Below are 26,344 nucleotides of genomic sequence, written 5' to 3' on the forward strand. Positions count from 1 at the left end.
ATAATTGCGGACTGTCTGCCATTTTACCGATGCCCCTCCGTTTGCCCAAGACCGGCCATTCGCCGCACCGGGCGGACGTGACCGCGAAAGCCGATGCCTCCTGACGATTCCGCCCTGTCGCTGCTTCCCGACCATCCGCTCGCCGCGCACAACACGTTCGGCATTGCCGCGAACGCGCGCTTTGCCGCGCGCATCACGCATGCGTCGCAGTTCGAGGCGCTGCATCGCGACCCGCGCGTCGCGAATCTGCCGCAGCTCGTGCTCGGCGGCGGCAGCAATGTCGTGTTCACGCGCGATTTCGACGGTGTCGTGCTGCTCGACGAGATCGCGGGCCGCCGCGTCGTGCGCGAGGACGACGACGCGTGGTACGTCGAGGCCGGCGGCGGCGAGAACTGGCATGCGTTTGTCGCGTGGACGCTCGAACACGGGATGCCGGGCCTCGAGAATCTCGCGCTGATCCCGGGCACCGTCGGCGCCGCGCCGATCCAGAACATCGGCGCGTACGGCCTCGAGATGAAGGCGTATTTCGACTCGCTGGTCGCGGTCGAGCTGGCGACGGGGCGCAGCGAGCGCTTCGACGCCGCGCGCTGCGCGTTCGGTTATCGGGACAGTTTCTTCAAGCGGGAAGGGCGTGGCCGGTTCGCGATCGTGTCGGTGACGTTCCGGCTGCCCAGGCAGTGGGCGCCGCGGCTCGGCTATGCGGATGTCACGCGTGAGCTCGACGCGCGCGGCATCGCGCCCGACGCGGCGACGCCGCGCGACGTGTTCGATGCGGTCGTCGCGATCCGCCGCGCGAAGCTGCCCGATCCGCTCGTGGTCGGCAACGCGGGTAGTTTCTTCAAGAATCCGGTTATCGATGCCGCGCAGTTCGACGCGCTGCGCGCTCGCGCGCCCGACGTCGTGTCGTATCCGCAGCCGGACGGGCAGGTCAAGCTCGCGGCCGGCTGGCTGATCGACCGCTGCGGCTGGAAGGGGCGCGCGCTGGGGGCGGCGGCCGTGCACGACCGCCAGGCGCTCGTGCTCGTCAACCGCGGCGGCGCGACGGGGGCCGACGTGCTCGCGCTTGCGCGGGCGATCCAGCATGACGTGCGCGAGCAGTTCGGCGTTGAACTCGAGGCCGAACCAGTCTGCCTGTAACGCAGGTCCTGCAGCGTTTTTCGCGCGCCCGAACAAAAAGAGCCGATCGTCGATCGGCTCTTTTTTCGTCTGCGGCTGGATTCCGGCGGCGCGTCAGTGCTTGAGACGGCCAAGCAGCAGAAACTCCATCAGCGCCTTTTGCACGTGCAGGCGGTTTTCCGCCTCGTCCCACACGACGCTCTGCGGGCCGTCGATCACGCCGGCCGTCACTTCCTCGCCGCGGTGCGCGGGCAGGCAGTGCATGAAGAGCGCGTCCGGGTTTGCGTGCCCCATCATTTCCTCGTCGACGCACCAGTCGGCGAACGCCTTCATGCGCACCTCGTTCTCGGCCTCGAAGCCCATGCTCGTCCACACGTCGGTCGTCACGAGATCGGCGCCCTTGCATGCTTCGTTCGGGTCGTCGAACACCTCGTAGAACGGCGTGCTGTCGGGCGACACGAGCTTCATGTCGAGCGCGTAGCCGGGCGGCGTGGACAGGCGCAGCTTGAAGCCGAGGATCTGCGCGGCTTCGATCCACGTATAGAGCATGTTGTTCGCGTCGCCGACCCATGCGACGGTCTTGCCGGCGATCGGGCCGCGGTGCTCGTAGTACGTGAAGATGTCGGCGAGCACCTGGCACGGGTGGTATTCGTTCGTCAGGCCGTTGATCACCGGCACGCGGGAGTTTTCCGCGAAGCGCTGGATCACTTCCTGCTCGAAGGTACGGATCATGATGATGTCGACCATCCGCGAAATGACCTGCGCGGAATCCTCGACGGGCTCGCCGCGGCCGAGCTGCGTGTCGCGCGTGCTCATGAAGACGGCATGGCCGCCGAGCTGGAAGATGCCGGCCTCGAACGACAGCCGCGTGCGCGTCGAGCTCTTCTCGAAGATCATCGCGAGCGTGCGGTCGTGCAGCGGGTGATAGGTCTCGTAGTTCTTGAACTTGCGTTTCAGGATACCCGTGCGTTCGAGCACGTACTCGTAGTCTTCCAGCGAGAAATCCTTGAACTGCAGGTAGTGACGAATGGTTTTGGCGGTCATGAAACGAAATACGGCGGGTTGCACCCGGCCGCGAGGCCGGACGGCGCCGCCGTCGGGTGTGGATAACTCAAAGCAGCATAAAGGATTTTCTGTGCTTTGACGAGCCGCGGACGGAAGCGGGACGCGATCATTGCGTGCGGCCGGCAGCGCGGGAAGCGGCCCTTCGAGGCGACGCTGGATGGCGCGCTGCGGTATAATCCAAAAGTTTTCTCCAGCCCGGCAGGCAAGCCTCTTCGCGCTCTGCCGGACACAAGCCGTGCGCTGCACAAACCGGTGCAGCACACCGGCGGCGCGCATCGACGCCCCGTTTTCGGGATATCGAAATGCTTGTGCCGCCGTCCATTCCAGCTTTGTGTTCGCGTATCCAGGCGCCGTCGCCTGGGCATCGCCGGGCCGTCACTTGGGTAACCACATGGCTGAAACCCCTCCGACCGAATTTTTCATCCAGGGCATCACGAAAGACGGGAAAAAGTTTCGCCCGAGCGACTGGTCGGAACGTCTGGCCGGTGTGATGGCCTGCTTCGGGCCGGGGGCGAGCGGGCCGAATGCGCGTCTCAAGTATTCGCTGTACGTGCGCCCGACGATGCTCGGCGACCTGAAATGCGTGATCCTCGATTCGCGGCTGCGCGACATCGAACCGATGGCTTTCGATTTCGTGCTGAATTTCGCGAAGGACAACAACCTTGTCGTCACCGAAGCGTGCGAACTGCCGGACTACAGCGCGAAGAAGTGACGAAGTGATGCCGACGGGCGAGGGCGCCTGCTGCGCCCGTCCCGGCTGCCCTGCCGGCCCGATTGCCGGACGACAGGCAACAAAAAAGCCCGCCTAGGCGGGCTTTTTTGCGATCGCAGGAAACAGGAGCGCCCGTGTGAGCGGGCGCACCGGATTTACGCTGCTGCCTGCAGGCCCTTGACGGCTGCGGCCAGGCGGCTCTTGCTGCGAGCGGCCTTGTTCTTGTGAACGATCTTCTTGTCGGCGATCGTGTCGATCGTCTTCACGGCAGCCTTGAACAGATCGGCAGCCTTTGCGTGGTCGCCGGCTTCAACAGCCTTGCGAACCGACTTGATCGCGGTGCGGAATTTCGAGCGCAGCGCCGAGTTGTGCGAGTTTGCCTTCGCGGCTTGGCGGGCGCGCTTGCGTGCTTGTGCGGAGTTAGCCATGACGGTTCCTTATCCTGTCCTGTTTCCAGAGCTTGGAGCCTAGACGGCCAAGCGCTGCTTTTCGATCCGTCCCCTGAGAGCGATTGCCCAGGGGCGCATTAAAAACGGTGATTTTAACCGAGGCCGGGACATGAAAACGGCAATTGCCGTGCATGTACGAGCCCAGAAACGGGCGATTATAGCAACAAAATCAAGCGAGTGGCAAGTTCGACGTGACGCCCGCCGGACGGGGCGCCGGCGGCGTGCGTGCTTTTCGGCATCGGGCGCTGGCCGGGCCACGCAACGTCCGTATAATAAGCGCCCCATGAATCTATTCCGAGCCCTGCTGACGGTCAGCGGCTTCACGCTGCTGTCGCGCGTGACCGGACTGGCCCGCGAGACGCTGATCGCCCGTGCGTTCGGTGCCAGTCAATATACCGACGCGTTCTACGTCGCGTTCCGCATTCCGAACCTGCTGCGCCGCCTGTCCGCCGAAGGCGCGTTCTCGCAGGCGTTCGTGCCGATCCTCGCCGAGTTCAAGAACCAGCAGGGGCACGATGCGACGAAGGCGCTCGTCGATGCGATGTCCACCGTGCTCGCGTGGGCGCTTGCCGTGCTGTCGGTCCTCGGGATCGCCGGCGCGTCGTGGGTCGTGTTCGCGGTCGCGTCCGGTCTGCACACCGACGGGCAGGCGTTCCCGCTCGCCGTCACGATGACGCAGATCATGTTCCCGTACATCGTGTTCATTTCGCTGACGACGCTCGCGTCCGGCGTGCTCAACACGTACAAGAGCTTCTCGCTGCCCGCGTTCGCGCCGGTGCTGCTCAACGTCGCGTTCATCGCCGCGGCCGTGTTCGTCGCGCCGCACCTGAAGGTGCCGGTGTTCGCGCTCGCGTGGGCCGTGATCGTGGGCGGCGTGCTGCAGTTCCTCGTGCAGCTGCCGGGCCTGAAGAAGATCGACATGGTGCCGCTGATCGGCCTCAATCCGCTGCGCGCGCTGCGGCACCCGGGCGTGAAGCGCGTGCTCGCCAAAATGGTGCCCGCGACGTTCGCGGTGTCGGTCGCGCAACTGTCGCTGATCATCAACACCAACATCGCGTCGCGGCTCGGGCAGGGCGCCGTGTCGTGGATCAACTACGCCGACCGCCTGATGGAATTCCCGACGGCGCTGCTCGGCGTCGCGCTCGGCACGATCCTGCTGCCGAGCCTGTCGAAGGCGCACGTCGATGCCGATTCGCAAGAATATTCGGCGCTGCTCGACTGGGGGCTGCGCGTCACGTTCCTGCTTGCCGCGCCGAGCGCGCTCGCGCTGTTCTTCTTCGCGACGCCGCTCACCGCGACGCTCTTCAACTACGGCAAGTTCGACGCGCATACCGTCACGATGGTCGCGCGTGCGCTCGCGACCTACGGGATCGGCCTCGTCGGCATCATCCTGATCAAGATCCTCGCGCCGGGCTTCTATGCGAAGCAGGACATCAAGACGCCCGTGAAGATCGCGATCGGCGTGCTGATCGTCACGCAGATCTCGAACTACGTGTTCGTACCGCTGATCGGCCATGCGGGCCTCACGCTGAGCATCGGCGTCGGCGCGTGCCTGAACTCGCTGCTGCTGTTCATCGGGCTGCGCCGGCGCGGCATTTACCAGCCGTCGCCGGGCTGGCTGCGCTTCTTCGTGCAGCTGATCGGCGCGACGCTCGTGCTCGCGGGCCTGATGCACTGGTTCTCGATCAGCTTCGACTGGACCGGGATGCGTGCGCAGCCGCTCGACCGCATTGCGTTGATGGGTGCGTGCCTCGTGCTGTTCGCTGCACTATATTTCGGTATGTTGTGGGTGATGGGCTTCAAATACGCTTACTTCAGAAGGCGCGCCAAGTGACGACCGCAATGACCCGCGTCCTCGACTACTTCAGCACGCTCGTGGCGGACGACGACAGCCTGCCCGTCACGGAAACCGCGCTGTCGCTGGCCCAGGATGCGTATCCCGACCTCGACCTGCAGGGCACGCTGGCCGAACTCGACATGCTGGCGGCGCGGTTGCGCCGGCGGTTCACCGACGATGCGGACCTGAAGGGCCGCGTCGCCGCGCTGAACGATTTCTTCTTCCGCGAGCTCGGCTTCGCGTGCAATCACAACGATTACTACGACCCCGATAACAGCCATCTGAACGCGGTGCTGAAGCGGCGGCGTGGGATTCCGATCTCGCTGTCGGTGCTGTATCTGGAGCTGGCCGAGCAGGTCGGCGTGCCGGCGCGGGGCGTATCGTTCCCCGGCCATTTCCTGCTGCGCGTCACGCTGCCGGACGGCGACCTGATCATCGATCCGACCAACGGCCATTCGCTGTCCGAGGCCGAGATGGTCGAGATGCTCGAGCCGTACGTCGCGCGCGCGGCCGGCGCGGTCGACAGCGCGTTGCGCGCGCTGCTGCAGCCGGCGACGAGCCGCGAGATCATCGCGCGGATGCTGCGCAACCTGAAGACGATCTATCTGCAGACGGAACGCTGGCAGCGGCTGCTCGCGGTACAGCAGCGGCTCGTGATCCTGTTGCCCGAACAGCTCGACGAAGTGCGCGACCGCGGTTTCGCGTATGCGCGGCTCGACTACCTGCGCCCCGCGCTCGAGGATCTCGAGCAATATCTCGGCGAGCGGCCGGAGGCCGACGACGCGACCGTCGTCGAGTCGCAGGTGACCGAATTGCGGCAGCGGATGCAGCGCGACGGCGAGGACTGAGCCGCCGCCGTGCAACTGCCGGAACCTGAAAAACGCCCGCATCGCGGGCGTTTTTCATGTGCGCCTACTTCGGCTGCATCCGGATCGCGCCGTCGAGGCGGATCACTTCGCCGTTGAGCATCGGGTTCTCGACGATCTGGCGGACCAGCATCGCGTATTCGGCCGGCTTGCCGAGCCGCGGCGGGAACGGCACCATCGCGCCGAGCGCGTCCTGTACGTCCTTCGGCATGCCGAGCAGCATCGGGGTCTCGAACAGGCCGGGCGCGATCGTCATCACACGAATGCCGCTGCGCGACAGGTCGCGCGCGATCGGCAGCGTCATGCCCGCGACGCCGGCTTTCGATGCCGCATAGGCAGCCTGGCCGATCTGCCCGTCGAATGCGGCGACCGACGCGGTGCTGACGATCACGCCGCGCTCGCCGTCCGCGGTCGGCGCGGTGGCCGCCATCGCGGCGGCCGCGAGCCGGATCATGTTGAACGTGCCGACGAGGTTCACGTTGATCGTCTTCGCGAACACGTCGAGCGGATGCGCGCCATCCTTGCCGACGGTTTTCGCGGCGGGCGCGATGCCCGCGCAATTCACGAGGCCGCGCAACGTGCCCGCGCGCGTCGCTGCGTCGACGGCCGCCTGCGCGTCGGCCTCGGTCGACACGTCGCACCGCACGAAGACGCCGCCCAGCTCGGTTGCGAGCGCCGTGCCTGCCGCCTCGTTCAGGTCGGCGAGCACGACCTTGCCGCCGGCCTGCGCGAGCATCCGGGCCGTGCCGGCGCCGAGGCCCGATGCGCCGCCCGTGATCAGAAAGACGTTGCCGCGAATATCCATGACTGTCTCCTTTGTCGACCGCCCTTGGCGCTTTAACGCTTAGGGCGGTCCCATGCATAAGCGGTCGACCGCCTTGGCGCTTTAACGCTTCGGGCGGCCCGGTTGTTCTGTCCGATGTCGGACGATTGGCCGATTGTACGAGGCGTCATCGCGCGGAGGTGAGACAAGAACGATCGTGCGAATCTTGATCGGACGAAAAAAAGCCGCCCGGAAAGGGCGGCTTTGGGTGCGCGATGCCGTGCTTACTTCAGCGCGTCGAACGCGCGCTCGCGGATTTCCTCGACGCTGCCGAGGCCCGAGATCTTGCGATACTGCGGCGCCTTCAGGCCGTTTTCCTCACCGCGCTGCGCCCAGTCGCCGTAATACTTGATCAGCGGCTTGGTCTGAGCTTCGTACACTTCGAGACGCTTCTTGACGGTTTCTTCCTTGTCGTCGTCGCGCTGGATCAGCGGTTCGCCCGTCACGTCGTCCTTGCCCTCGACCTTCGGCGGGTTGAACTTGACGTGGTACGTACGGCCCGATGCCGGGTGCGTGCGGCGGCCGCTCATGCGCTCGATGATTTCCGAGAACGGTACGTCGATTTCGAGCACGTAGTCGATCGCGACGCCGGCGTCCTTCATTGCATCGGCCTGCGCGATCGTGCGCGGGAAGCCGTCGAACAGATAGCCGTTCGCGCAATCGGATTCCTTCAGCCGCTCCTTGACGAGACCGATGATCAGGTCGTCCGTCACGAGCTTGCCTTCATCCATGAAGCGCTTCGCTTCGATGCCGAGCGGCGTGCCGGCCTTCACGGCCGCGCGCAGCATGTCGCCCGTCGAGATTTGCGGGATGCCGAACTTTTCCTTGATGAAGTTTGCCTGGGTGCCCTTTCCCGCGCCGGGCGCGCCCAACAGGATCAAACGCATGGTGATATCTCCAAGTATGTAGATTCGTGTGGCGAGACGCAAAAGCGTCGGCGACAGTGGGCGCGGGGCTTGCCTGGCGCGCGGAGGGCCGGTCTGATGCGGCGCGTCGGCTTCGGCGACGCGCGGCTGCCGGCAGGGCCGCGGGCGGGGTCAAGCGAGGACGCGCTGGTCGCGGACGGCTCGCACAATCGCCTGATTATGCCACGGGTTATTTTGAACCCGGCTGAAAAAGGGCCTGCACGCGTGCGAGATCGGCCGGCGTGTCGATGCCGGCTTCGGGCGCGCGCTCGGTGATCATCACTGCGATGCGCTCGCCGTGCCAGAGCGCGCGCAGCTGTTCGAGCTGCTCGGCCTGTTCGATCGGCGCCTGCGCGAGCGTCGGATACGTGCGCAGGAAACGCGCGCGGTATGCGTAAAGGCCGATGTGCCGATAGACCGGAAATGCAGGGGCCGGCATCGCCGCGACGTCGGGCCAGTGCGGCTGGTATGCGTCGCGGCTCCACGGGATCGGTGCGCGCGAGAAGTACAGCGCGACGCTCTGCGCGTCGAGCGCGACCTTCACGACGTTCGGGTTGAACACGTCGGCCGCGTCGTGGATCGGGTGGGCGGCGGTCGCGATCGCGCAGGCCGGATGCGCGGCCAGGTGCGACGCCACGTCGCGCACGAGCACGGGGTCGATCAGCGGTTCGTCGCCCTGCACGTTGACGACGACGGTGTCGTCGCTCCACCCGAACGTCGCCGCGACTTCGGCGAGGCGATCGGTGCCGGACGGATGGTCGGCGCGCGTCAGCACCGCTTCGAAGCCGTGATCGCGCGCCGCATCGAGCACGCTCTGCGCGTCGGATGCGACGAGCACCTGCTGCGCGCCCGCTTTGCGCGCGCGCTCGGCGACGCGCACGACCATCGGCTTGCCGCCGAGATCGGCGAGCGGCTTGTTCGGGAGTCGCGTCGACGCGAGCCGCGCGGGAATGACGGCGATGAAGGGTTGCGGGTGAGTCATCGGGGTTCAGCGGTGAGGAGGACGGGGCGGGCGTCGGTCCGGGCCGGTCGCCCGGCGGCATCCGGTGGCCCGGCCGAGGCCGGGCCGCCTTCGGGCCGTGTTGCCGGCTGGGCGGTCGGTTGACCTGCCGGCTTACCGGTTTGACGGCCGGGATTTAACGGCCGGCCGGATCGACCGGCGTGCCTTCGACGGTCTGGCGCGCTTCGTCGACGAGCATCACGGGGATGCCGTCGCGGATCGGGTAGGCGAGCTTGTCCGCGTTGCAGATCAGCTCCTGCGCGGCGCGGTCATAGTGGAGCGGGCCTTTGCAGATAGGGCACACAAGGATTTCAAGCAGGCGAGCGTCCACGGAGTTTCTCCACAACGAGGGCAATGAGGCGAGGGTCGAGCGCGGCTTCGACAGGGACGACCCAGAGTCGAGCGTCGCGCCAGGAAGCGCCCAATTTTACTGCATCCTTCTCGGTGATCAGGATCGCGTCGACGGCATCGTCGACGAACGGATTGTCGGCGAACGCGTAATGGTCGGGCAGCGCGCGCGTCGCCGGCGCGAGACCGGCCGCGCGCAGCGTCGCGAAGAAGCGTTCCGGCGCGCCGATGCCGGCCGCGGCGAGCACGCGCTCGTTCGCGAACTGCGACAGCGGGCGGCGCAACGCGGGCTGGTCGAGATGCCATGCGGCGCCCGGCGTGAGCGCGAGCGCGTAGGTGTCGGGCCACGGCGGCAGTGCGCCGCTGTATGGATCGTTGACGAGCGTGGCGTCGCGGTGCCGCGACAGCGGCTCGCGCAGCGGGCCGGCCGGCAGCAGGAAGCCGTTGCCGCCGAGCCGGTGGTCGAACACGACGAGCTCGACCGTGCGTGCGAGGCGGTAGTGCTGAAGGCCGTCGTCGCTGACGATCACGTCGACGTCCGGATGCGCGGCGCGCAGCGCCTGCGCGGCCGCGACGCGGTCGGGGCACACCCACACCGGCGCGCCGGTGCGACGCGCGATCAGCAGCGGCTCGTCGCCGGCCGCGCCCGCGCGCGACGCGGGCGTGACGGCGGTCGGCGCCTTCACGTTCGCGCCGTAGCCGCGCGACACGACGCCGGGCGTGAAGCCGGCCGCCCGCAGCGCGTCGACGAGCGCGATCACGGTCGGCGTCTTGCCGGTGCCGCCGACGGTCACGTTGCCGACCACGACGACCGGCACGCCGACGTCGACCGGCTTCTTCCAGCCCTGCGCGTAAGCGGTGCGCCGCAGCGCCGCGCACAGGCCGAACACGGCCGAGAACGGCGTGAGCGCCCACGCGAGCGCGCCACGGCGCTGCCATTCGCGTGTCAGGCGCGCCTCGAGCCGGGCGAGCGGGCCGCCGGGCGTGCTCATCGGGCCGGGCACGGCGCGTCGTGCGCCGCGGCGTGGGACGGATTCGTCAAGGCGGATTCTCCGTTGGGCGGCACATGCCGCGGGGTCTGCGGAAGGCGGCACTCTAGCGCGCCGCACGCGGGCGCGGCAAGCGCGACCGACCGACGCAGCATGCGGGGCCGGATCGCGGCGGCCTGTGGACAACTCTGTGAAAAACTCCCGGTTCGATTGCGTCAAACGCCCGCCGGGCGGGCCTCGAATCGGATGAGAATCATTTAGAAAGATTTAAAACTTTATAAAAATCAACGTGTTACGTGGAATTGTCTGGATTTTTCCGCGGTTTCCGCGCGTTTTACACCGACGATTGCCAAAGTGTGGACACCTTCCGCGCATCGCGGCGAATGCGGTCGGCGCTGGACGTCGCGCGCGTGTCGGACTATCGTGTCGCCGCCAGCATTCAACTGACCTTCCATGCCCTCCGATTCCCCTTTTTCCTCACCCGGCGCGACCCGCGGCGGCGACGAAGTGATTCCCGTTTCGGCGCTCAATCGCGCGATTTCGACGATGCTCGAGCGCTCGTTTCCGCTGTTGTGGATCTCGGGCGAAGTGTCGAATTTCACGCGCGCCGCGAGCGGCCACTGGTATTTCTCGATCAAGGACCAGCAGGCGCAGATGCGCTGCGTGATGTTCCGCGGTCGCGCGCAATACGCCGAATTCACGCCGCGCGAAGGCGACCGGATCGAAGTGCGCGCGGTCGTCACGATGTACGAGCCGCGCGGCGAAGTGCAACTGAACGTCGAGGCCGTGCGGCGTACCGGGCAGGGGCGGCTCTACGAGGCGTTCCTGCGGCTGAAGGCGCAGCTCGAGGGCGAGGGGCTGTTCGCGCCCGAGCGCAAGCGGCCGTTGCCGGCCCATCCGCGCGCGATCGGCATCGTCACGTCGCTGCAGGCGGCCGCGCTGCGCGACGTGCTGACCACGCTCGCGCGCCGCGCGCCGCACATTCCGGTGATCGTCTACCCGGCGCCCGTGCAGGGGGCCGGTTCCGCCGAGAAGCTCGTCGCGGCGGTCGAGGCTGCGAATGCGCGGCGCGAGGTCGACGTATTGCTGGTCTGTCGCGGCGGCGGTTCGATCGAGGATCTGTGGTCGTTCAACGACGAGGCGCTCGCGCGTGCGATCGCGGCGAGCGAAGTGCCGGTGGTGAGCGGCGTCGGGCACGAAACCGATTTCACGATCGCGGACTTCGCGGCCGACGTGCGCGCGCCGACGCCGACCGGCGCGGCCGAGCTTGCGAGCCCGCAGCGCGCGCTGCTGCTGCGCGAGGTCGGTGACCGCCAGCGCGCGCTCGCGCGCGGCATGGAACGCAGGCTCGAACAGCGCGCGCAGCAGCTCGACTGGCTCGCGCGCCGGCTCGTGAGCCCGGCCGAGCGGCTGCAGCGGCAGCGCACGCACGTCGAGCAGCTTGCGGTGCGGCTCGCGTCTGCGGCTTCGCGGCCCGTGCGCGACGCACGCGCGCGTTTCGCACTCGCGCAACTGCGCTGGCAGCGCGCGCGGCCCGATCCATCGCAGGCGCGCCAGGCGCTCGCGGGGTTGTCGCAGCGTCTTGTGCTGGCCTTGCAGCGCCGTCACGAACGCGACACGGCGCGTGTGTCAGCCTGTGCGGCGCGGCTCGAGGTGCTGAGCCCGCAGCGCACGCTCGAGCGCGGTTATGCGGCGCTCATCGATACGCAGACGGGCCGCGCGGTGCGTGCGCCGGGCGCGCTGAAGCCACAGCGCCGCCTGACCGTGCATCTCGCCGAAGGCTCGGCCGACGTGTCGCTCGCCGACGTGCAGCCGCGCCTGACCGATACGATCTGAGCCGGCCGGCATCGGCGAAGCAAGCGAAACGAAGGTTCTGCGATCGACGCGCGGCGTGCGGGAACGGATGCTGCGCATCGTCGGCTCGTCCTGCCGGACGTTGCGTCAACATCGCTTTTCCGCATACCGCGGATAAATGGCCCGCGAGTTTGCGGGGTTATCCGGTCTCGCCTACAATCGGACGCTCGGCAGCATTCAACACAAGCCCCCCTACATACTCAACGAAGGAATCGCCATGGCTCATACGCTCCCGCCGCTCCCGTACGCTGAAGACGCACTCGCGCCGACCATCTCGCTCGAGACGATCCAGTACCACTATGGCAAGCACCATCAGGCTTATGTGACGAACCTGAACAATCTGATCCCGGGCACGGAATTCGAAAACCTGTCGCTGGAAGAGATCGTGAAGAAGTCGTCGGGCGGCATCTTCAACAACGCCGCGCAAATCTGGAACCACACGTTCTTCTGGAACAGCCTGTCGCCGAACGGCGGCGGCGCACCGACCGGCGCGCTGGGCGACGCGATCAACGCGAAGTGGGGTTCGTACGACGCATTCAAGGAAGCGTTCACGAAGGCCGCAGTCGGCACGTTCGGTTCGGGTTGGGCATGGCTCGTGAAGAAGGCTGACGGTTCGCTCGACATCGTGTCGACGAGCAACGCAGCAACGCCGCTGACGACCGCCGACAAGGCACTGCTGACGATCGACGTGTGGGAACACGCGTACTACATCGACTACCGCAACGCACGTCCGAAGTTCGTCGAAGCGTTCTGGAACATCGTGAACTGGGACTTCGCAGCGAAGAACTTCGCTTAAGGTCCGGCGCTTGCGTGCCGCTACGGCACGCGGCACCCCGCAAAAAGCCCTCGTCTCGAGGGCTTTTTGTTTTTGTCGCGATGGAACGTGCGGCGAGTGCGCGCTCAGGCTAGGCGGCCGAGCCCCCAGCCGAGCGCCGCACTCGCGATCACGACGGCCCACGGCGGCACACGCCAGAACACCAGCGCGACGAAGGCGACGAGCGCGGCGGCCAGATCGCGCGGCGCCATGATCGTGTCGGTCCAGACCGGATGATAGAGCGCGGCGAGCAGCAGCCCGACGACGGCCGCGTTCACGCCCGCGAGCGCGGCCTGCATCCGCGTGCTGCGGCGCAGGCGCTCCCAGAACGGCGCGGTGCCGGCCACCAGCAGGAACGATGGCGCGAAGATCGACACCAACGCGATCGTGCCGCCGAGCCAGCCGTTCGGCGCGTTGCGCAGCGACGCGCCGAGGAACGTCGAGAACGTGAACAACGGCCCCGGCATGGCCTGCGCGACACCGTAACCGGCCAGGAACGCAGCATCACCGACCCAGCCGGGCGCGACCACGGCCGCCTGCAGCAGCGGCAGCACCACATGCCCGCCGCCGAACACGAGCGCGCCCGTACGGAAGAACGCATCGACCACGGCGAGGGTATCGGAGCGCAGCGCACCGGCCGCGAACGGCAGTACGACGAGGAGTGCCGCGAACAGCGCGAGCCACAGCACGGCCGCACGGGGCGATACGTGCAGCGGCAACGGGTCGTGGGCGTCGCGCGCCGGCTGTGGCAGCAGCACGAGGCCGGCCAATCCGGCCGCGACGATCACTGCAACCTGCGCCCATGCGGCAGGCGCGAGCAATGCGACGCAGGCGGCCGCGGCCATCAGCGTGACGCGGCGTGCATCCGGGCACAGTGTGCGCGCCATACCCCAAACGGCCTGTGCGATGACGGCGACCGACACGATGCGCAACCCGTGCAACGCGCCGGCTTCGATCGGCGCGCCGCTCGCGTGCACGCCGAGCGAGAACAGCATCATCAGCAACGCCGACGGCAGCGTGAAGCCGAGCCACGCGGCGAACATTCCCGGGTAGCCGGCGCGCGCGAGGCCGATCGCCATCCCGACCTGGCTGCTCGCTGGCCCCGGCAGGAACTGGCACAGGCCGACGAGATCCGCGTAAGTGCGCTCGGTGAGCCACGCGCGCCGCGTGACGAACTCGGTGCGGAAGTAGCCGAGATGCGCAACCGGGCCACCGAACGATGTGAGGCCGAGCCGCAGGAATGCGATGAACACCGGCCAGGGATGGCGGGAGGGGGCGGAGGCGGTCGAGGGGCTCAAGGCGGTTGCGGGCGGATGAACGGACGAGTCGCCACGATAGCGCAACGCGGTGACCGGGGGGGGCCGTGCGATGGCGGTGCCGGGGTTCAGCGCACGGCGTCGCCCAACCCGCTCGCGCGGCGCAACGCGTCGATGTCGACGAGCTCGATCTCGCCGACATGCAGCCGCACGACACCGGCGGCCTGCAGCGCCTTCAGCAGCTGGTTCGTGGTCTGCCGCGTCAGCGACAGCATCGACGCGAGCGTTTCCTGCGACAGCCGGATGTGCGTGCGTCCGGCACTGATGCCGCCGTAGCCGTTGGCGATCATCAGCAGGCGTGCGGCGAGCCGCTGCGCGGCCGGCATCACGCTCATCGATTCGACGGTCAGGAAGCTCAGGCGCAGCTTTTGCGCCATCAGCAGCGCGAATTGCCGCCAGTATTGCGGCGTTGCGTCGAGAAGCGCGAGCAGCGCGGCCTGCGGGACGTGCAGCAGCAACGCGTCGTCGAGCGCGATCGCGTCGTGCGTGCGCGGCTGGCCGTCGAACAGCGCGATTTCGCCGAACCAGGTGACGGGCTCGGCGACCGTCAGCAGCGCTTCCTTGCCCTGCGGATCGACCGCACCTATCGTGAGTGAACCGGCCAGTACCGCGTACAGCCCGCACGGCGGGTCGCCGCGCCGGAACAGCGCCTGGCCGGCCGGCAGGCGGCGCAGCGCCGACTGCGCGAGCAGATCCGCGCGCAACGCAGGCGGCAGCGCGGCGAACCACGGGTTCGCGCCGATCTGAGGCAGGTATGGGGCAAGCGACGAGGGCATGGGCATGCGATGTCGGGTAGCTGACAGAGGTTCTCGGTCGTGACGCGCATCATAGCGCCCAACGACCGGCCAGGAGACGCCATGAAAACGCTCGAAGATCATCTTTCCCAGTATGCGGCCTACCATCGCGACGCGCGCAACATCGCGACGCATCTGGTCGGCATTCCGATGATCGTGTTCGCGGCCGAGGTGCTGCTGTCGCGGCCGGCGATCGGGATGCTGGCCGGTGTCGCGCTGTCGCCGGCGCTGCTGCTCGCCGTCGCGTTCGTGGTGTTCTACCTGCGTCTGGACCTGCGCTTCGGGATCGTGATGACCGCGCTGTTCGCGCTCGGCCTGTGGGCCGCGCAGGCGCTCGCGTTGCTGCCGACCGCGCAATGGCTCGCGATCGGCGTCGGCGCGTTCGTCGTCGGCTGGATCGTGCAGTTCGTCGGGCACTGGTTCGAAGGGCGCAAGCCCGCGTTCGTCGACGATCTGGTCGGCCTGATGGTCGGGCCGCTGTTCGTCGTCGCCGAAGTCGCGTTCTTCGCGGGGCTGCGCGGCGACGTCCGACGGGAAGTTGAGCGGCGGGCCGGCCCCGTGCACGGCGGCGCGCATTCGCATGTCTGATGCACCGGTCTGCGTGTTCGGCGCGGGCGCCATCGGCTGCTATCTCGGCGGCCGGCTCGCGGCGGCCGGCGCGAACGTGACGTTCGTCGGCCGCGCGCGAATCGGCGAAGCGATTCGCCTGCACGGGCTCAGACTGACTGACCAGCGCGGCTATCGTGCGCCGCTCGCGCCGGCCGATGTCGCGTTTTCGACCGACCCGGCTGCCGCGGCCGGTGCGCGGCTCGTGCTCGTCGCGGTGAAGTCGGCCGCGACGCGCGACGCCGCGGCGCAGCTCGCCGGCGTGCTGCGGCCCGGCACGATCGTGATCAGCTTCCAGAACGGCCTGCACAACGCCGACGTGCTGCGCGACGCGCTGCCGCAAGCGACCGTGCTGGCCGGCATGGTGCCGTTCAACGTGATCGAGCGCGAGCCCGGCGCGTTTCACCAGGGTTCCGCCGGCGTGCTCGCGGCCGATGCGTCGCCCGCGCTGCAGCCGTTCGTCGACGCATTTGCGCGCGCCGGGTTGCCGCTCGCGCGGCATCGCGACATGCGGGCCGTGCAGTGGGCGAAGCTGCTGCTCAACCTGAACAACGCGGTCAACGCGCTCGCGAACCTGCCGCTGCGCGACGAACTCGCGCAACGCGCTTACCGGCGCTGTGTCGCGCTCGCGCAGCGCGAAGCGTTGCACTGGCTGGCGCGCGCCGCGATCCGGCCCGCACGGCTGACGCCGCTGCCGGCCGCATGGATTCCCGCCGTGCTCGATCTTCCCGACGCGGCATTCCGCGTGCTCGGCGGCCGGATGCTGGCGATCGATCCGCTCGCGCGTTCGTCGATGTCCGACGATCTCGCGGCGCGCCGTGCGACGGAAGTCGAGTGGATCAATGGCGAGGTCGTGCGGCTGGCCGCACGCTTCGGCGCGCAGGCGCCCGTCAATGCGCGACTGTGCGCGCTCGTCCACGATGCGGAAAGCGCGGCGGCGCGCCCGGCCTGGCGCGGCGATGCGCTGTGGGCCGAGCTGACCGCGCAGGCGCCGCGCGCGGGCGACGTGCGGGCCGCATAGGCGCTGCTTTGCCGGCCGCCGCTCGGGCCGTTGCACGACGTCACCTCCGCCGAGCAACGGCTAAGATGCGGAGTGCGTCATTCGACGCCTATGCGGAGCAATCGCCATGGTGGATCGCCCGACTCTCGATGCCTACGACGCCCATGCCGCGCAATACGCGCAGGACTGGCTCGACCAGGCCGCGCCCGACGACATGTATTCGCTGCTCGAACAGCATTTCTCGCCGGGGCCGACCGCGGACGTCGGCTGTGGCGCGGGGCGCGACACGGCCTGGCTCGCATCGCGCGGATTCGACGTGCGCGGCTACGATGCGAGCGCCGCGCTGCTCGACGAGGCGCGACGACGTCATCCAGACCTGACTTTCGAACTTGCCGCGCTGCCGGCGCTGGCCGGCGTGCCGTCCGGCGCGTTTCGCAACGTGCTGTGCGAAACGGTCGTTATGCACCTCGAGCCGGCGGATGCAGCGGCGGCCGCCACGCGGCTGGCCGATCTGCTGATGCCGGGCGGCACGTTGTACATGAGCTGGCGGGTGGCCGGAAACGGCGCGTTGCGAGACGAACGCGGCCGCCTCTATACGCCGCTCGACTCGGCGCGGATGCGTGCGGCGCTCGGCGCCGGCACGCACGTGATCGACGAGCATGAGGTCGTCAGCGCGTCGTCGGGCAAGCGCGTGCACCGGCTGATCGTGCGCAAGGCGGCCGACGCCGCGTGAAAGCGGCGCGCCGCGGCGTCGGGCGGCGCTTACTCGCGGTTGAGCGCCGCTTCCCAGTTGATGTCGACGCAGAGCACCTGCATGCCGGTCGCAACGGGCGCGGCGATCGACGCGGTCACGCACAGGTGCGCCTCGTTGATCGACAGGTACGGCGGCGTCAGGTGCACGCGGCCCGGCGCGCGCATCGCGTCGATGAAGTACGGGCGGCGTTCCCAGCTCGCGCCTTCCGAATGCAGCAGCGGCCGGAAGCGCTTCGCGCGCTGGGACACGCTGCCGCGCGCGAGCACGTTGTCGCCGATCTGGCGCCCCGATGCGTCGAGCAGGAAGCAGCGTGCCGTTTCGGGCAGCCCGAGCACGGCCACGGCCGCATCGGTGAGCGATTCGCCCGCGCCGAGCTTCTGGCTCGCTTCCTCGAGCGAGGCGACATACGGCGCCAGCCGTTCCGCCTGGGTGCGCTCGCGCTCGGCGACGCGCAGCCGCAGCGCGGCCGACAGCGTATCCATGCAGCCCGCGGCGGCCTGCGGCTGGACGGGGTCGACGCTCGGCCCCGCGAAGTACTGGCCCTGCACGAAATCGACGTCGCATTCGAGCGCGATCAGCGCGTCGCGCTCGGTGGACAGCCCGCCCATCAGCACGAGCTGGCCGGATTCGTGCAGCAGCGACACGAGCCCCGGCAGCACGCGTTCGAGATGTGAGTGCTCGCTCGCCTGCGCGAGGATGCCGCGATCGAGCGTGACGATATCGGGATGCAGGTGCCACACGCGGTCGATGTTCGAATGCTTCGCGCCGAAACCGACGAGCGCGATCAGGAAGCCGGCCTTGCGCAGCCCGTCGATGATCGCCGCGTAGCGCGGCGTCTCGCCGCCCGCCTGCTCGGGTACCTCGAGCACCACGCGGTGCGGCGGCAATCCGAGGGCCTTCAGGTTCGCGAGCAGCGCGTCGCCGTACACGGTGTCCATCAGCGCGGCCGGATGCAGGCTCAGGAAGAGCCATTCGTCGTGACTGTCGAACGCGTGGAAGTTGCCGAGATGCAGCGATTCGGCGAGCCGGCCGAGTTCGAGCAGGTCGCCGCGCCGCGCCGCCTGCGTGAACACTTCGTGCGACGCCACCTGGCGGCTTTCCTCGTCGTGCGCGCGCAGCGACGCGTGATAACCGATCGCGCGGCGGTGCGACACCGAGAAAACGGGCTGGAACACGCTGAACACGGTGTAGGCGCCGTACAGCACGGTGCGCCGGTTCCCGTCGTCGCCGGCGACGGGGCGGGGCGGCTGAAAGCCGGGGGGATCGATGTCGATCATGCTCATGATGTCGGCCGAAGGAAGACTGCCAGTTTACCTAGAGAATAGGCGAGCAAGAAGCATGCACGGCATCGTGCCCCGTGCGGTGGCCCGTCGCGGCTCGTACGCGGCGCACGGCACGCGCACGACGGGGCCGCGCTGCACCGCAATGGTGCGTGTCGTGCCGGGGCGGGGCGCGAAATGGCGCGCCCCGCGCATCACGCGCGCTCGGACGGGTCGGTCTTGCGCGCGGTGCTGCGAATCTCGGGCGCGAGCTGCGCGAAGATCCACGCGGACGCGGCCGTGATGATCCCGACGCAGATGAACGTCGCATGGAACGCGGGCAGCGTGTTGCTCGGCGTCACGGTGCGCAGCATGCCGGTGAACGTCGCGAGCAGCGCGCCGGCGACCGTCACGCCGAGGCTCATCGACAGCATCTGCACGAGCGAGAACAGGCTGTTGCCGCTGCTCGCGCCGCCCGTGCCGAGATCCTTCAGCGTCAGCGTGTTCATCGCGGTGAACTGCATCGAGTTGAAGCCGCCGAACAGCGCGAGATGCACGACCTTCACCCAGACGGGCACCGTGTCGTGCATCAGCGCGAAGCTCGCCATCATCACGCCGACCATGATCGTGTTCGCGAGCAGCACCTTGCGGTAGCCGTGCCGCGTGATCAGGCGCGTGATGATCCGCTTCGAGAACATCCCGGCCGCCGCCACCGGCAGCATCATCAGCCCGGCCTCGAACGCCGAGTAGCCGAGGCTCACCTGCAGCAGCAGTGGGATCAGGTACGGCATCGCGCCGCTGCCGATCCGCGCGAACAGGTTGCCGAGCAGCCCGACGCTGAACGTGTGGATCCTGAACAGTTCGAGCGAGAAGATCGGCTGCGGCGCGCGCACCGCATACAGCCCGTACGCGACGAAGCACGCGAGGCTCAGGATCAGCAGCACCAGCACGGCGGCGTGCTGCATGCCGAGATCGGCGAGCCCGTCGAGCGACAGCGAGATCGCGATCATGCCGATCGTCAGCAGCAGATAGCCCTTCAGGTCGAAGCGGCCGACTGCCGGATTGCGCGAGTCGGGCATCGAGTAGAAGGTCGCGACGCAGCCCGCGACGCCGACCGGCACGTTGATCAGGAAGATCCAGTGCCACGACGCGATCTTCACGAGCCAGCCGCCGAGCGTCGGCCCGATCAGCGGGCCGATCAGGCCGGGAATCGCGACGAACGACAGCGCGGACAGGTAGCGTTCGGCCGGGAAGGTGCGCAGCACCGCGAGCCGCCCGACCGGCAGCAGCATCGCGCCGCCGACCCCCTGCACGATGCGGAACACGACGAGCTGCGTCAGCGTATGCGCGTTCGCGCACAGCAGCGAGCCGAGCGAGAACACCAGGATCGCGCTGAAGAAGACGCGCCGCGTGCCGAACGTATCCGCGAGCCAGCCGGACACCGGGATCATCACCGCCATCGTCAGCGAGTACGCGATCACGACCGACTGCATCCGCAGCGGCGATTCGCCGAGGCTCGCGGCCATCGACGGCAGCGCCGTGTTGACGATCGTGGAATCGAGCGTCTGCATGAAAAAGCCCGTCGCGACGAGCCAGAGCATCACGGTGAGATTCTTTTCGCCGGGAGCGGCGGCGGGCGGGCGTTGGAACATGAAGGCGGGCGGTGGCGCGGGACAGCCGACATTGTAGGGAAAGCCGCCACGCGGTGCAGGTTCGGCGCGCAGTCCGTCTCCGTCCACTGACCAGTACAGTTCGGTCAAAAGTGTCTGCAGGCGTATCTGTCCCTGTGCTGTCACTGTCCGAAATACTGGTGACATCGAACCCGTGTGACCAGGAGGCTGCCATGCGCGAACTGCGACTCTATTTGATGGACGGCAACGAGCCGGCCGGGCGGTGGCGCATCGTCGATCGCACCGTCCTCGAGGTGGCCGAAGGCAACGTCTGGGTGACCGTCGAGGGACAGGCCGACGATCACTGGCTCGGCGCCGGCGATTCGTTGACGCTTCTGCCCGGCACGCGCGCGTGGGTCAGCGCGGGATCGGACGGCTCGATTTTCACGTTCGGTCCGCTCGCGGCGCCGGCCGCGCGTGCCGCGCACGCGTGGTGGCAGCTGCTCGTCGCGTGGCGCGACGGCCGGCGTCACACGGCCGCGTCGCTGCCGACGTAGCGTGCGCGGGGCCGGATCAGCTTCCCGTCCGCATGCTGTTCGAGCGCATGCGCGATCCAGCCGGCCGTACGGCCGGCCGCGAACAGTGTGAACGCCGCGCCGTCCGGCAGCGCGAGCGCGCGCTCCAGCACCGCGAGCGCGAAATCGATCGCCGGCCGCAGGCCCGTCGCCGCTTCGACGCGTACGATGAGCGCATGAGCCGCGTGCAGCGCCGGCCGGTCGGGCGACGCCGCGTGCAGCGCGTCGAGCAGAGCCTTCGCGCGCGGGTCGCCGTCGGGGTAGAGCGGGTGCCCGAAGCCGGATAGCGCCGTGCGGCCGCCGTCCGCGCGTTCGTCGTGCGCGAGCCGCAATGCCAGGTAGCGATCGAGATCGGCGGCGCGGGCTGCTTCGTCGAGCAGCGTGCCCGCGCGGAACGTCTCGCCGCCGTGACGCGGGCCCGACAGCGCCGCGAGCCCGCCCGCGATCGCGCCGAACAGGTGGGTGCCGGTCGACGCGATGCAGCGCACCGCGAAAGTCGAAGGATTCAGTTCGTGATCGGCGCACAGCACGAGCGCGCGGCGCAGCAGGTCCGCTTCGTCGCGCCGCCGCACGCGCCACGTGGCCGCGAGCTGCCGGTGCACGGGCGCATCGCCCGGCCCGACGCCGGCGAGCCCGGCCGTCGCGACGCGCAACAGCAGCGCGGCCGAGTCGAGCTGCGCGTCGCGCCCCTGCGCCCAAAGGCGCGGCAGCGACGCGGCTGCGGCAGGCAGCAGCACCAGCGTGCGCTCGAGCGGCGCGAGATGCGCCCAGCGCTGCGCCCATTCGTTCCATTGCGCGGCGTCGAAACCGGTCGACGCGAGCGACGCGGCGGCAAGCCGCGCGGGCGGACAGTCCCAGAGTTTTGCGGCCGTCTCTTCGAGCGTCGCGGCGTCGGCCAGCGCGATCGCATCGGCGCCGCGGTAGCGCAGGCGGCCGCCGGCGATCTGCGTGATCCGCGATTCGAGCACCGGCACGCCCCAGTCGAGCGAGCGTTCGGCGACACCGCCCGCGCGTTTCGCGTCGGCGCGGCGGCGGGCGAGCAAGCGCACTTCGTCCGCGTCGTAGCGGCGGCGCTTGCTCGCGCCGTCGGGCAGCGAGCGCAGCAGGCCGCGGCTCACGTACGCATAAAGCGTGCTCACGCTAACACCGAGGACGCCGGCGGCTTCCTGCGCGCTGAGGGATGTCATGCCGATCGCTCCTGGCGGGGTGCATGAAGCGCGGCCCCGCTACAACTATTCGTTATGTATTGATTCGCGCAATCAAGATTGATCGTGCCTGTCGCGAATTCTAGACTCGATTCCGTCTCCTCTACCGCACCCACTTCACCATGACACCCGAACTCGCATTGATGCATGTGTGGCAACTCGCCGACGGCGACGCCGACGCGCTGGCCCGCGCGACCGTGACCGGGCAGGACCCGACGCTGCCGTCGACGTTGCATGTCGGCACGCTCGCCGCGGCGACGATCGCGGCAGCCGGCCTCGCGGCGGCCGAATGCGACCGGCTTCGCACGGGCAGGGCACAGACAGTCGACGTATCGGTGCGCGATGCGCTCGTCGCGTTTCGCAGCGAACGCTACCTGCGCGTGGACGACGGCCCGCCGCCGGAGCTGCGTCATCCGGTGACGGGTTTCTTCGAGACGGGCGACGGCCGCTGGATTCAGCTGCACGCGAACTTTCCGCATCACCTGCACGGGATCCTCGACGTGCTCGGGTGCGGCGCGCAGCCGGCCGATGTCGCCGCGGCGATCCGCACGTGGGACGGCGCGGCGCTCGATACCGCGCTGGCCGAGGCCGGCCTGTGCGCGGCATTGATCAGAATGCCTGACGAATGGGCGGCACACGAACAGGCGCGCGCGATTGCATCGCTGCCGCTGTTCGAGATCGAGCGGATCGGCGACGCGCCGGTCGAGCCGATCGGCCGCGGCGAAGCGAGTCAGCCGCTCTCCGGCGTGCGCGTGCTCGATCTCACGCGCATCATCGCGGGGCCGGTCGCGGGCCGCACGCTGGCGTCGCATGGCGCGCAGACGCTGCTCGTCAACGGCCCGCATTTGCCGAACATCGCGCCGCTCGTGATCGACAACGGGCGCGGCAAGCGTTCGACGTGGATCGACCTGCGCGACGCGGCGGGCATCGATACGCTGCGTACGCTCGCGCGCGATGCGGATGTGTTCCTGCAGTCGTACCGGCCCGGCGCACTCGCGGCGCGCGGTTTCGCGCCACAGGCGCTGGCGGAGCTGCGGCCTGGCATCGTCTGCGTGTCGGTGTCCGCGTACGGGCATGCGGGGCCGTGGGCGAAGCGGCGCGGCTTCGACAGTCTCGTGCAGTCGGCGAGCGGGATCGCGTGGCAGGAGCAGCAGGCCGCGCACGCGGACGGGCCGCGCCATCTGCCGTGCCAGGCGCTCGATCATGCAACGGGTTATCTCGCGGCGTTCGGCGCGATGATCGCGCTCGCGCGGCGCGCGCGTGAAGGGGGAAGCTGGCACGTGCGGCTGTCGCTCGCGCAGACGGGGCGCTGGCTGCAGTCGTTCGGTGCGGTGCCGGACGGTTTGCGCGCGCCCGATCTCGCGCCCGCCGACGTGCGCGACCGGATCGACCGCACGGTGTCGCCGTTCGGCGCGATCGACGCCGTGCGTCCGGCCGAGCGGTTGTCGGCGACGCCGCCGTCGTTCGCGCGGCCGCCCGCGCCGCTCGGCACCGACGAGGCGCGCTGGCTGTGAGCGCCGGCGGTGCGGCGTGCGTGACTTGCCGCGTTACTTGCGCAGCTCGACGACGAAGTCGTAGTAGTCGTTGCGGCAGTAGGTATCGGTGAGTTCGATCGCGCGCTGGTCCGACGTATAGCCGATCCGCGTGATCAGCAGCAGCGCGTCGTGCGGCGCGATGCCCATCTGTTCGGCGATCTCGTCGGTCGCGTTGACCGCGCGGAAATGCTGTAGCGCGCGCACGATCGGCGTGCCGCGCGCTTCGAGATAGCTGTACAGCGAACCGCCGATCGCCTGCGGATCGGGAATCAGCGTCGCGGGGAACGTCGAGTTCTCGACGGCCATCACGATGCCGTCCGCGAGGCGCAGCCGCTTCAGGCGCGTGACCGATGCGGCCGGCGACAGCCCGAGCTGGATCACTTCGTCGCGGTTGGCAGGCTGGATCTCGCGCGCGATCCATTGCGAGCTCGGCTTGAAGCCGCGGCGCTCGAGCATTTCGCTGAAGCTCGACAGCCGCGACAGCGGGTCCTCGTAGCGCGGCTGAATGAAGTTGCCCGCGCCCTGCGTGCGGCGGATCAGCCCTTGCTCGACGAGCAGCGCGATCGCCTTGCGCGCGGTGATGCGCGACACGCCGAGCGCGTCGGACAGCACGCGCTCCGACGGCAGCGCCTCGCCAGCCGTCCAGCGGTTGTCGTGGATCGCGTCGCCGAGCTTGCGGGCGAGCTGCAGGTAGAGCGGCGTGTCGTTGTCGGGGTCGGGGCGCAAGTCCTGCCAGCGGTCGTCCGTGGGTGCCTTCATGGAATGGGTATCGATCAGGTTGCGGCCATTCTAAGTCATCACGCGGCGCCGTTATAGCCGGTTTTTGCCATGCAATAGGCTGCCTGCGCGCCGATTGACTACACTGATGCGACGTATTCCATGCTTGGGCGCGCGCCGCGCGGCCATGAATCCGCAACGAGGAACGCATGACAGACACGATCGCGACGGTCGTCCTGCCTGACGGCGAGACGATTCCGAAGCTTGGCCTGGGCACCTGGGAAATGGGCGAGCGGGCGGCCCGCCGCGCGGACGAGATCGCCGCGCTGCGCGAGGGCGTCGCGCTCGGGATGACGCTGGTCGATACGGCCGAGATGTATGGCGAAGGCGCGACCGAAGCACTCGTCGGCGAAGCGCTGCAGGGCCTGCGCGACGACGTGTTCCTCGTCAGCAAGGTTTATCCGCACCATGCGAGCCGGCGCGGCGTCGTCGCCGCATGCGACGCGAGTCTCAAGCGCCTGCGCACCGATCGCCTCGACCTGTACCTGCTGCACTGGCGCGGCTCGGTGCCGCTCGAGGAGACGGTCGAGGGCTTCGAGGCGCTGCGGCGCGCGGGCAAGATCCGCCACTGGGGCGTCAGCAACTTCGATACGGCCGACATGGCCGAGCTCGTCGACGAGGCGGGCGGCGGCGCGTGCGCAACCAACCAGATCCTCTACAACATCGCGCGGCGCGGCGCGGAATTCGACCTGCTGCCGTGGCTCACCGAACACCGGATGCCGGCGATGGCGTACAGCCCGGTCGATCACGGGCGGCTGCCGAAGCGCTCGCCGCTCGACGAGATCGCGCGGCAGCGCGGTGTGTCGGTGATGCGCGTCGCGCTGGCGTGGGTGCTCGCGCGGCCGGGCGTGTTCGCGATCCCGAAGGCGTCGAGAATCGAACACGTGCGCGACAATCGCGCGGCGCTCGATCTCGTACTGACCGACGACGAGCACGCGCAGCTCGACGCGTACTTCCGCCCGCCGCGCAGCAAGCGCGCGCTCGAAATGCTCTGAACGGTGCGCCGTCCGTCGCGCTGCGACGCGCGACGCTACGCGCGGATCAGCGCGCCGGCGCGTCGGCCGCGCGCTGCCAGCGGTGGAACAGGATCGACGCGATCCAGCAGACGAGAAACAGCGCGACGATCCCGTAGCCGATCGAGCCGAAGCGTTCGCCGAGCGCATCGAGCGCGTCGCGCACGGGGCCCGTCAGCGACAGCTTGTCGGCGAGCAGGCCGGCAGCCTCGATCCCGCCGATCGCGAGCGCGACGGCCGCCGACACGAACGTGATGCTCGCGTTGTAGAGCAGCTTGCGCTGCGGGTCGTCCATCGCCCACCCGTACGCATGAATCATCAGCACGTTGTCGGTCGAATCGATCAGCGTCATGCCGGCCGTGAACAGCGCGGGAAACAGCATGACGGTATAGATCGGCAGGCCCTGGCTCGCCTGCGCGGCGGCAATCGCGAGCAGGCCGATTTCGGTCGCGGTATCGAAGCCGAGCCCGAACAGCACGCCGACCGGATACATGTGCCAGCTCTTCGACACGAAGCGGAACAGCGGGCGCAGCAGCCGCGACACGAGTCCGGCCGGGCGGTGCGCATGCGCGGCGTCGTGCGCGTGCGCCGGCGTGCCGCGATAGCGCCGCCAGACGTCGCGCAGGATCACCAGGTTCACGCACGCGAGCACGAGCAGGAAGGTGGCGGACACCGCGGTGCCGATCGTGCCGCCGATCTCGCGGAACGCATCGAACCGGTCGCGTAGCGCGAACGCGGTCAGCGCGATGCCGAGCGTCGCGGCGATCACGATCGTCGAATGGCCGAGCGAGAAGAACAGCCCGACGCTCACCGGGCGCTGGCCTTCCTGCATCAGCTTGCGCGTCGCGACGTCGATCGCGGCGATGTGATCGGCGTCGACCGCATGACGCAACCCGAGCCCGTACGCGATCGCCGCGGTGCCGAGCAGCAGCGGGTGATCGCGCAGCACCGCGAGCGCCCACAACCAGACGGCGACGTTCGCGGCGATCAGGCCGGCATAGAGGGTCAGCAGGCGGCGCAGGGCAGGGGTGGGCGGCATCGGGCGGGTTCCATCTGACGAATCGCGAGGCATTGTGGCACGCGAAAAAAACGCCTGGCGTGCCGATCAAAAAAGCTGCACGC

Annotated in this window: 26 protein-coding genes; 12 read left to right on the top strand and 14 right to left on the bottom strand. The window is 68.7% G+C overall.

Features of this window, described 5'->3' with window-relative positions; genetic code table 11:
* The first annotated feature begins 93 nt into the window (after window positions 1-93).
* The gene (gene murB / locus BBJ41_RS16035; RefSeq protein ID WP_069747221.1) at window positions 94-1,137 is read left to right on the top strand and encodes a UDP-N-acetylmuramate dehydrogenase; all 1,044 of its coding nucleotides are present in this window, start codon (window positions 94-96) and stop codon (window positions 1,135-1,137) included.
* 93 nt (window positions 1,138-1,230) lie between these two features.
* Here murB and argF read toward each other — a convergent pair whose 3' ends face one another.
* A complete protein-coding gene (argF, locus tag BBJ41_RS16040) occupies window positions 1,231-2,160 on the bottom strand; it encodes an ornithine carbamoyltransferase (protein ID WP_069747222.1) in 930 nt (309 codons plus the stop codon).
* A gap of 412 nt (window positions 2,161-2,572) precedes the next feature.
* On the opposite strand from argF, the gene BBJ41_RS16045 reads away from it, so the two are divergent.
* Window positions 2,573-2,893 carry a DUF3579 domain-containing protein gene (locus tag BBJ41_RS16045; protein WP_048245154.1) on the top strand — a complete coding sequence of 107 codons (321 nt, stop codon included), beginning with the start codon at window positions 2,573-2,575 and terminating at the stop codon, window positions 2,891-2,893.
* 155 nt (window positions 2,894-3,048) lie between these two features.
* Here the strand turns inward: BBJ41_RS16045 and rpsT are convergent, their stop codons facing one another.
* A complete protein-coding gene (gene rpsT, locus BBJ41_RS16050) occupies window positions 3,049-3,321 on the bottom strand; it encodes a 30S ribosomal protein S20 (protein WP_047898858.1) in 273 nt (90 codons plus the stop codon).
* A 304-nt stretch (window positions 3,322-3,625) separates the two neighbouring features.
* On the opposite strand from rpsT, the gene murJ reads away from it, so the two are divergent.
* Together murJ and BBJ41_RS16060 are read left to right on the top strand one after the other, a co-directional pair.
* Entirely contained in the window at window positions 3,626-5,176 is a 1,551-nt protein-coding gene (gene murJ / locus BBJ41_RS16055) for a murein biosynthesis integral membrane protein MurJ (protein WP_069747223.1), read from the top strand.
* Window positions 5,177-5,184: 8 nt separating this feature from the next.
* Window positions 5,185-6,027 carry a SirB1 family protein gene (locus tag BBJ41_RS16060; RefSeq protein WP_069747736.1) on the top strand — a complete coding sequence of 281 codons (843 nt, stop codon included), beginning with the start codon at window positions 5,185-5,187 and terminating at the stop codon, window positions 6,025-6,027.
* Between the two features lie 64 nt (window positions 6,028-6,091).
* On the opposite strand, the gene BBJ41_RS16065 is transcribed toward BBJ41_RS16060, so the two are convergent.
* The 5 genes from BBJ41_RS16065 to lpxK all read right to left on the bottom strand — a co-directional run bounded on the left by BBJ41_RS16065 (window position 6,092) and on the right by lpxK (window position 10,113).
* Window positions 6,092-6,850, bottom strand: a complete 759-nt coding sequence (locus tag BBJ41_RS16065) for an SDR family NAD(P)-dependent oxidoreductase (protein WP_069747224.1) — start codon at window positions 6,848-6,850, stop codon at window positions 6,092-6,094.
* A gap of 242 nt (window positions 6,851-7,092) precedes the next feature.
* The gene (gene adk / locus BBJ41_RS16070) at window positions 7,093-7,755 is read right to left on the bottom strand and encodes an adenylate kinase (RefSeq protein WP_069747225.1); all 663 of its coding nucleotides are present in this window, start codon (window positions 7,753-7,755) and stop codon (window positions 7,093-7,095) included.
* Window positions 7,756-7,963: 208 nt separating this feature from the next.
* On the bottom strand, window positions 7,964-8,755 hold the full coding sequence (gene kdsB / locus BBJ41_RS16075; protein WP_069747226.1) for a 3-deoxy-manno-octulosonate cytidylyltransferase: 792 nt from the start codon (window positions 8,753-8,755) through the stop codon (window positions 7,964-7,966).
* 154 nt (window positions 8,756-8,909) lie between these two features.
* Entirely contained in the window at window positions 8,910-9,104 is a 195-nt protein-coding gene (locus BBJ41_RS16080) for a Trm112 family protein (RefSeq protein ID WP_010090898.1), read from the bottom strand.
* Window positions 9,085-10,113: a tetraacyldisaccharide 4'-kinase gene (gene lpxK / locus BBJ41_RS16085; RefSeq protein ID WP_069747227.1), complete on the bottom strand. Its 1,029-nt coding sequence runs from the start codon at window positions 10,111-10,113 to the stop codon at window positions 9,085-9,087. Before lpxK ends, BBJ41_RS16080 begins: the two co-directional genes overlap by 20 nt.
* Window positions 10,114-10,563: 450 nt before the next feature.
* On the opposite strand from lpxK, the gene xseA reads away from it, so the two are divergent.
* Window positions 10,564-11,946 (top strand): exodeoxyribonuclease VII large subunit, encoded by a 1,383-nt coding sequence (gene xseA, locus BBJ41_RS16090; RefSeq protein WP_069747228.1) that lies wholly within the window; start codon window positions 10,564-10,566, stop codon window positions 11,944-11,946.
* Window positions 11,947-12,181: 235 nt separating this feature from the next.
* Window positions 12,182-12,760 carry a superoxide dismutase [Fe] gene (sodB, locus tag BBJ41_RS16095; protein WP_011352986.1) on the top strand — a complete coding sequence of 193 codons (579 nt, stop codon included), beginning with the start codon at window positions 12,182-12,184 and terminating at the stop codon, window positions 12,758-12,760.
* A gap of 104 nt (window positions 12,761-12,864) precedes the next feature.
* Here the strand turns inward: sodB and chrA are convergent, their stop codons facing one another.
* Complete coding sequence (chrA, locus tag BBJ41_RS16100; protein ID WP_069747229.1) at window positions 12,865-14,076, bottom strand: chromate efflux transporter; 1,212 nt, start codon at window positions 14,074-14,076, stop codon at window positions 12,865-12,867.
* An 86-nt stretch (window positions 14,077-14,162) separates the two neighbouring features.
* Window positions 14,163-14,870 (bottom strand): Crp/Fnr family transcriptional regulator, encoded by a 708-nt coding sequence (locus BBJ41_RS16105; RefSeq protein ID WP_069747230.1) that lies wholly within the window; start codon window positions 14,868-14,870, stop codon window positions 14,163-14,165.
* Window positions 14,871-14,951: 81 nt separating this feature from the next.
* Here BBJ41_RS16105 and BBJ41_RS16110 point away from each other — a divergent pair, with 81 nt between their 5' ends.
* The 3 genes from BBJ41_RS16110 to BBJ41_RS16120 all read left to right on the top strand — a co-directional run bounded on the left by BBJ41_RS16110 (window position 14,952) and on the right by BBJ41_RS16120 (window position 17,227).
* Complete coding sequence (locus tag BBJ41_RS16110) at window positions 14,952-15,476, top strand: Mpo1 family 2-hydroxy fatty acid dioxygenase (protein ID WP_069747231.1); 525 nt, start codon at window positions 14,952-14,954, stop codon at window positions 15,474-15,476.
* Entirely contained in the window at window positions 15,469-16,515 is a 1,047-nt protein-coding gene (locus BBJ41_RS16115) for a 2-dehydropantoate 2-reductase (RefSeq protein WP_069747737.1), read from the top strand. The genes BBJ41_RS16110 and BBJ41_RS16115 overlap by 8 nt, the downstream gene beginning before the upstream one ends.
* Window positions 16,516-16,621: 106 nt before the next feature.
* Window positions 16,622-17,227, top strand: coding sequence for a class I SAM-dependent methyltransferase (locus BBJ41_RS16120; protein ID WP_069747232.1), 606 nt, complete (start codon window positions 16,622-16,624; stop codon window positions 17,225-17,227).
* A gap of 29 nt (window positions 17,228-17,256) precedes the next feature.
* Here BBJ41_RS16120 and BBJ41_RS16125 read toward each other — a convergent pair whose 3' ends face one another.
* The gene (locus BBJ41_RS16125) at window positions 17,257-18,531 is read right to left on the bottom strand and encodes an EAL domain-containing protein (protein WP_069747233.1); all 1,275 of its coding nucleotides are present in this window, start codon (window positions 18,529-18,531) and stop codon (window positions 17,257-17,259) included.
* Between the two features lie 191 nt (window positions 18,532-18,722).
* Window positions 18,723-20,159 (bottom strand): multidrug transporter subunit MdtD, encoded by a 1,437-nt coding sequence (gene mdtD / locus BBJ41_RS16130; protein WP_069747234.1) that lies wholly within the window; start codon window positions 20,157-20,159, stop codon window positions 18,723-18,725.
* A gap of 191 nt (window positions 20,160-20,350) precedes the next feature.
* On the opposite strand from mdtD, the gene BBJ41_RS16135 reads away from it, so the two are divergent.
* Window positions 20,351-20,674 (top strand): DUF2917 domain-containing protein, encoded by a 324-nt coding sequence (locus BBJ41_RS16135; protein WP_069747235.1) that lies wholly within the window; start codon window positions 20,351-20,353, stop codon window positions 20,672-20,674.
* Here the strand turns inward: BBJ41_RS16135 and BBJ41_RS16140 are convergent.
* Window positions 20,647-21,879: a citrate/2-methylcitrate synthase gene (locus BBJ41_RS16140; RefSeq protein ID WP_069747236.1), complete on the bottom strand. Its 1,233-nt coding sequence runs from the start codon at window positions 21,877-21,879 to the stop codon at window positions 20,647-20,649. The genes BBJ41_RS16135 and BBJ41_RS16140 overlap by 28 nt on opposite strands.
* A 140-nt stretch (window positions 21,880-22,019) precedes the next feature.
* Here BBJ41_RS16140 and BBJ41_RS16145 point away from each other — a divergent pair, with 140 nt between their 5' ends.
* Window positions 22,020-23,411, top strand: a complete 1,392-nt coding sequence (locus BBJ41_RS16145) for a CoA transferase (RefSeq protein ID WP_069747237.1) — start codon at window positions 22,020-22,022, stop codon at window positions 23,409-23,411.
* 33 nt (window positions 23,412-23,444) lie between these two features.
* Here the strand turns inward: BBJ41_RS16145 and BBJ41_RS16150 are convergent, their stop codons facing one another.
* Window positions 23,445-24,191, bottom strand: coding sequence for a GntR family transcriptional regulator (locus tag BBJ41_RS16150; RefSeq protein ID WP_069747238.1), 747 nt, complete (start codon window positions 24,189-24,191; stop codon window positions 23,445-23,447).
* Window positions 24,192-24,358: 167 nt separating this feature from the next.
* Between BBJ41_RS16150 and BBJ41_RS16155 the strand changes: the two genes are divergently transcribed.
* The gene (locus BBJ41_RS16155; RefSeq protein WP_069747239.1) at window positions 24,359-25,204 is read left to right on the top strand and encodes an aldo/keto reductase; all 846 of its coding nucleotides are present in this window, start codon (window positions 24,359-24,361) and stop codon (window positions 25,202-25,204) included.
* A 46-nt stretch (window positions 25,205-25,250) separates the two neighbouring features.
* Here the strand turns inward: BBJ41_RS16155 and BBJ41_RS16160 are convergent, their stop codons facing one another.
* Complete coding sequence (locus BBJ41_RS16160) at window positions 25,251-26,261, bottom strand: HoxN/HupN/NixA family nickel/cobalt transporter (RefSeq protein WP_069747240.1); 1,011 nt, start codon at window positions 26,259-26,261, stop codon at window positions 25,251-25,253.
* Window positions 26,262-26,344: the final 83 nt, after the last annotated feature.

Origin of the sequence: Burkholderia stabilis (assembly GCF_001742165.1) — a bacterium.
Lineage (GTDB): Bacteria > Pseudomonadota > Gammaproteobacteria > Burkholderiales > Burkholderiaceae > Burkholderia > Burkholderia stabilis.

Coding starts and splice junctions, on each gene's coding strand:
- murB (WP_069747221.1), top strand. CDS start 94: ATGCCTCCTGACGATTCCGCCCTGTCGCTGCTTCCCGACCATCCGCTC.
- argF (WP_069747222.1), bottom strand. CDS start 2,160: ATGACCGCCAAAACCATTCGTCACTACCTGCAGTTCAAGGATTTCTCG.
- BBJ41_RS16045 (WP_048245154.1), top strand. CDS start 2,573: ATGGCTGAAACCCCTCCGACCGAATTTTTCATCCAGGGCATCACGAAA.
- rpsT (WP_047898858.1), bottom strand. CDS start 3,321: ATGGCTAACTCCGCACAAGCACGCAAGCGCGCCCGCCAAGCCGCGAAG.
- murJ (WP_069747223.1), top strand. CDS start 3,626: ATGAATCTATTCCGAGCCCTGCTGACGGTCAGCGGCTTCACGCTGCTG.
- BBJ41_RS16060 (WP_069747736.1), top strand. CDS start 5,185: ATGACCCGCGTCCTCGACTACTTCAGCACGCTCGTGGCGGACGACGAC.
- BBJ41_RS16065 (WP_069747224.1), bottom strand. CDS start 6,850: ATGGATATTCGCGGCAACGTCTTTCTGATCACGGGCGGCGCATCGGGC.
- adk (WP_069747225.1), bottom strand. CDS start 7,755: ATGCGTTTGATCCTGTTGGGCGCGCCCGGCGCGGGAAAGGGCACCCAG.
- kdsB (WP_069747226.1), bottom strand. CDS start 8,755: ATGACTCACCCGCAACCCTTCATCGCCGTCATTCCCGCGCGGCTCGCG.
- lpxK (WP_069747227.1), bottom strand. CDS start 10,113: ATGAGCACGCCCGGCGGCCCGCTCGCCCGGCTCGAGGCGCGCCTGACA.
- xseA (WP_069747228.1), top strand. CDS start 10,564: ATGCCCTCCGATTCCCCTTTTTCCTCACCCGGCGCGACCCGCGGCGGC.
- sodB (WP_011352986.1), top strand. CDS start 12,182: ATGGCTCATACGCTCCCGCCGCTCCCGTACGCTGAAGACGCACTCGCG.
- BBJ41_RS16105 (WP_069747230.1), bottom strand. CDS start 14,870: ATGCCCTCGTCGCTTGCCCCATACCTGCCTCAGATCGGCGCGAACCCG.
- BBJ41_RS16110 (WP_069747231.1), top strand. CDS start 14,952: ATGAAAACGCTCGAAGATCATCTTTCCCAGTATGCGGCCTACCATCGC.
- BBJ41_RS16115 (WP_069747737.1), top strand. CDS start 15,469: ATGTCTGATGCACCGGTCTGCGTGTTCGGCGCGGGCGCCATCGGCTGC.
- BBJ41_RS16120 (WP_069747232.1), top strand. CDS start 16,622: ATGGTGGATCGCCCGACTCTCGATGCCTACGACGCCCATGCCGCGCAA.
- BBJ41_RS16125 (WP_069747233.1), bottom strand. CDS start 18,531: ATGAGCATGATCGACATCGATCCCCCCGGCTTTCAGCCGCCCCGCCCC.
- mdtD (WP_069747234.1), bottom strand. CDS start 20,159: ATGTTCCAACGCCCGCCCGCCGCCGCTCCCGGCGAAAAGAATCTCACC.
- BBJ41_RS16135 (WP_069747235.1), top strand. CDS start 20,351: ATGCGCGAACTGCGACTCTATTTGATGGACGGCAACGAGCCGGCCGGG.
- BBJ41_RS16140 (WP_069747236.1), bottom strand. CDS start 21,879: ATGACATCCCTCAGCGCGCAGGAAGCCGCCGGCGTCCTCGGTGTTAGC.
- BBJ41_RS16145 (WP_069747237.1), top strand. CDS start 22,020: ATGACACCCGAACTCGCATTGATGCATGTGTGGCAACTCGCCGACGGC.
- BBJ41_RS16150 (WP_069747238.1), bottom strand. CDS start 24,191: ATGAAGGCACCCACGGACGACCGCTGGCAGGACTTGCGCCCCGACCCC.
- BBJ41_RS16155 (WP_069747239.1), top strand. CDS start 24,359: ATGACAGACACGATCGCGACGGTCGTCCTGCCTGACGGCGAGACGATT.
- BBJ41_RS16160 (WP_069747240.1), bottom strand. CDS start 26,261: ATGCCGCCCACCCCTGCCCTGCGCCGCCTGCTGACCCTCTATGCCGGC.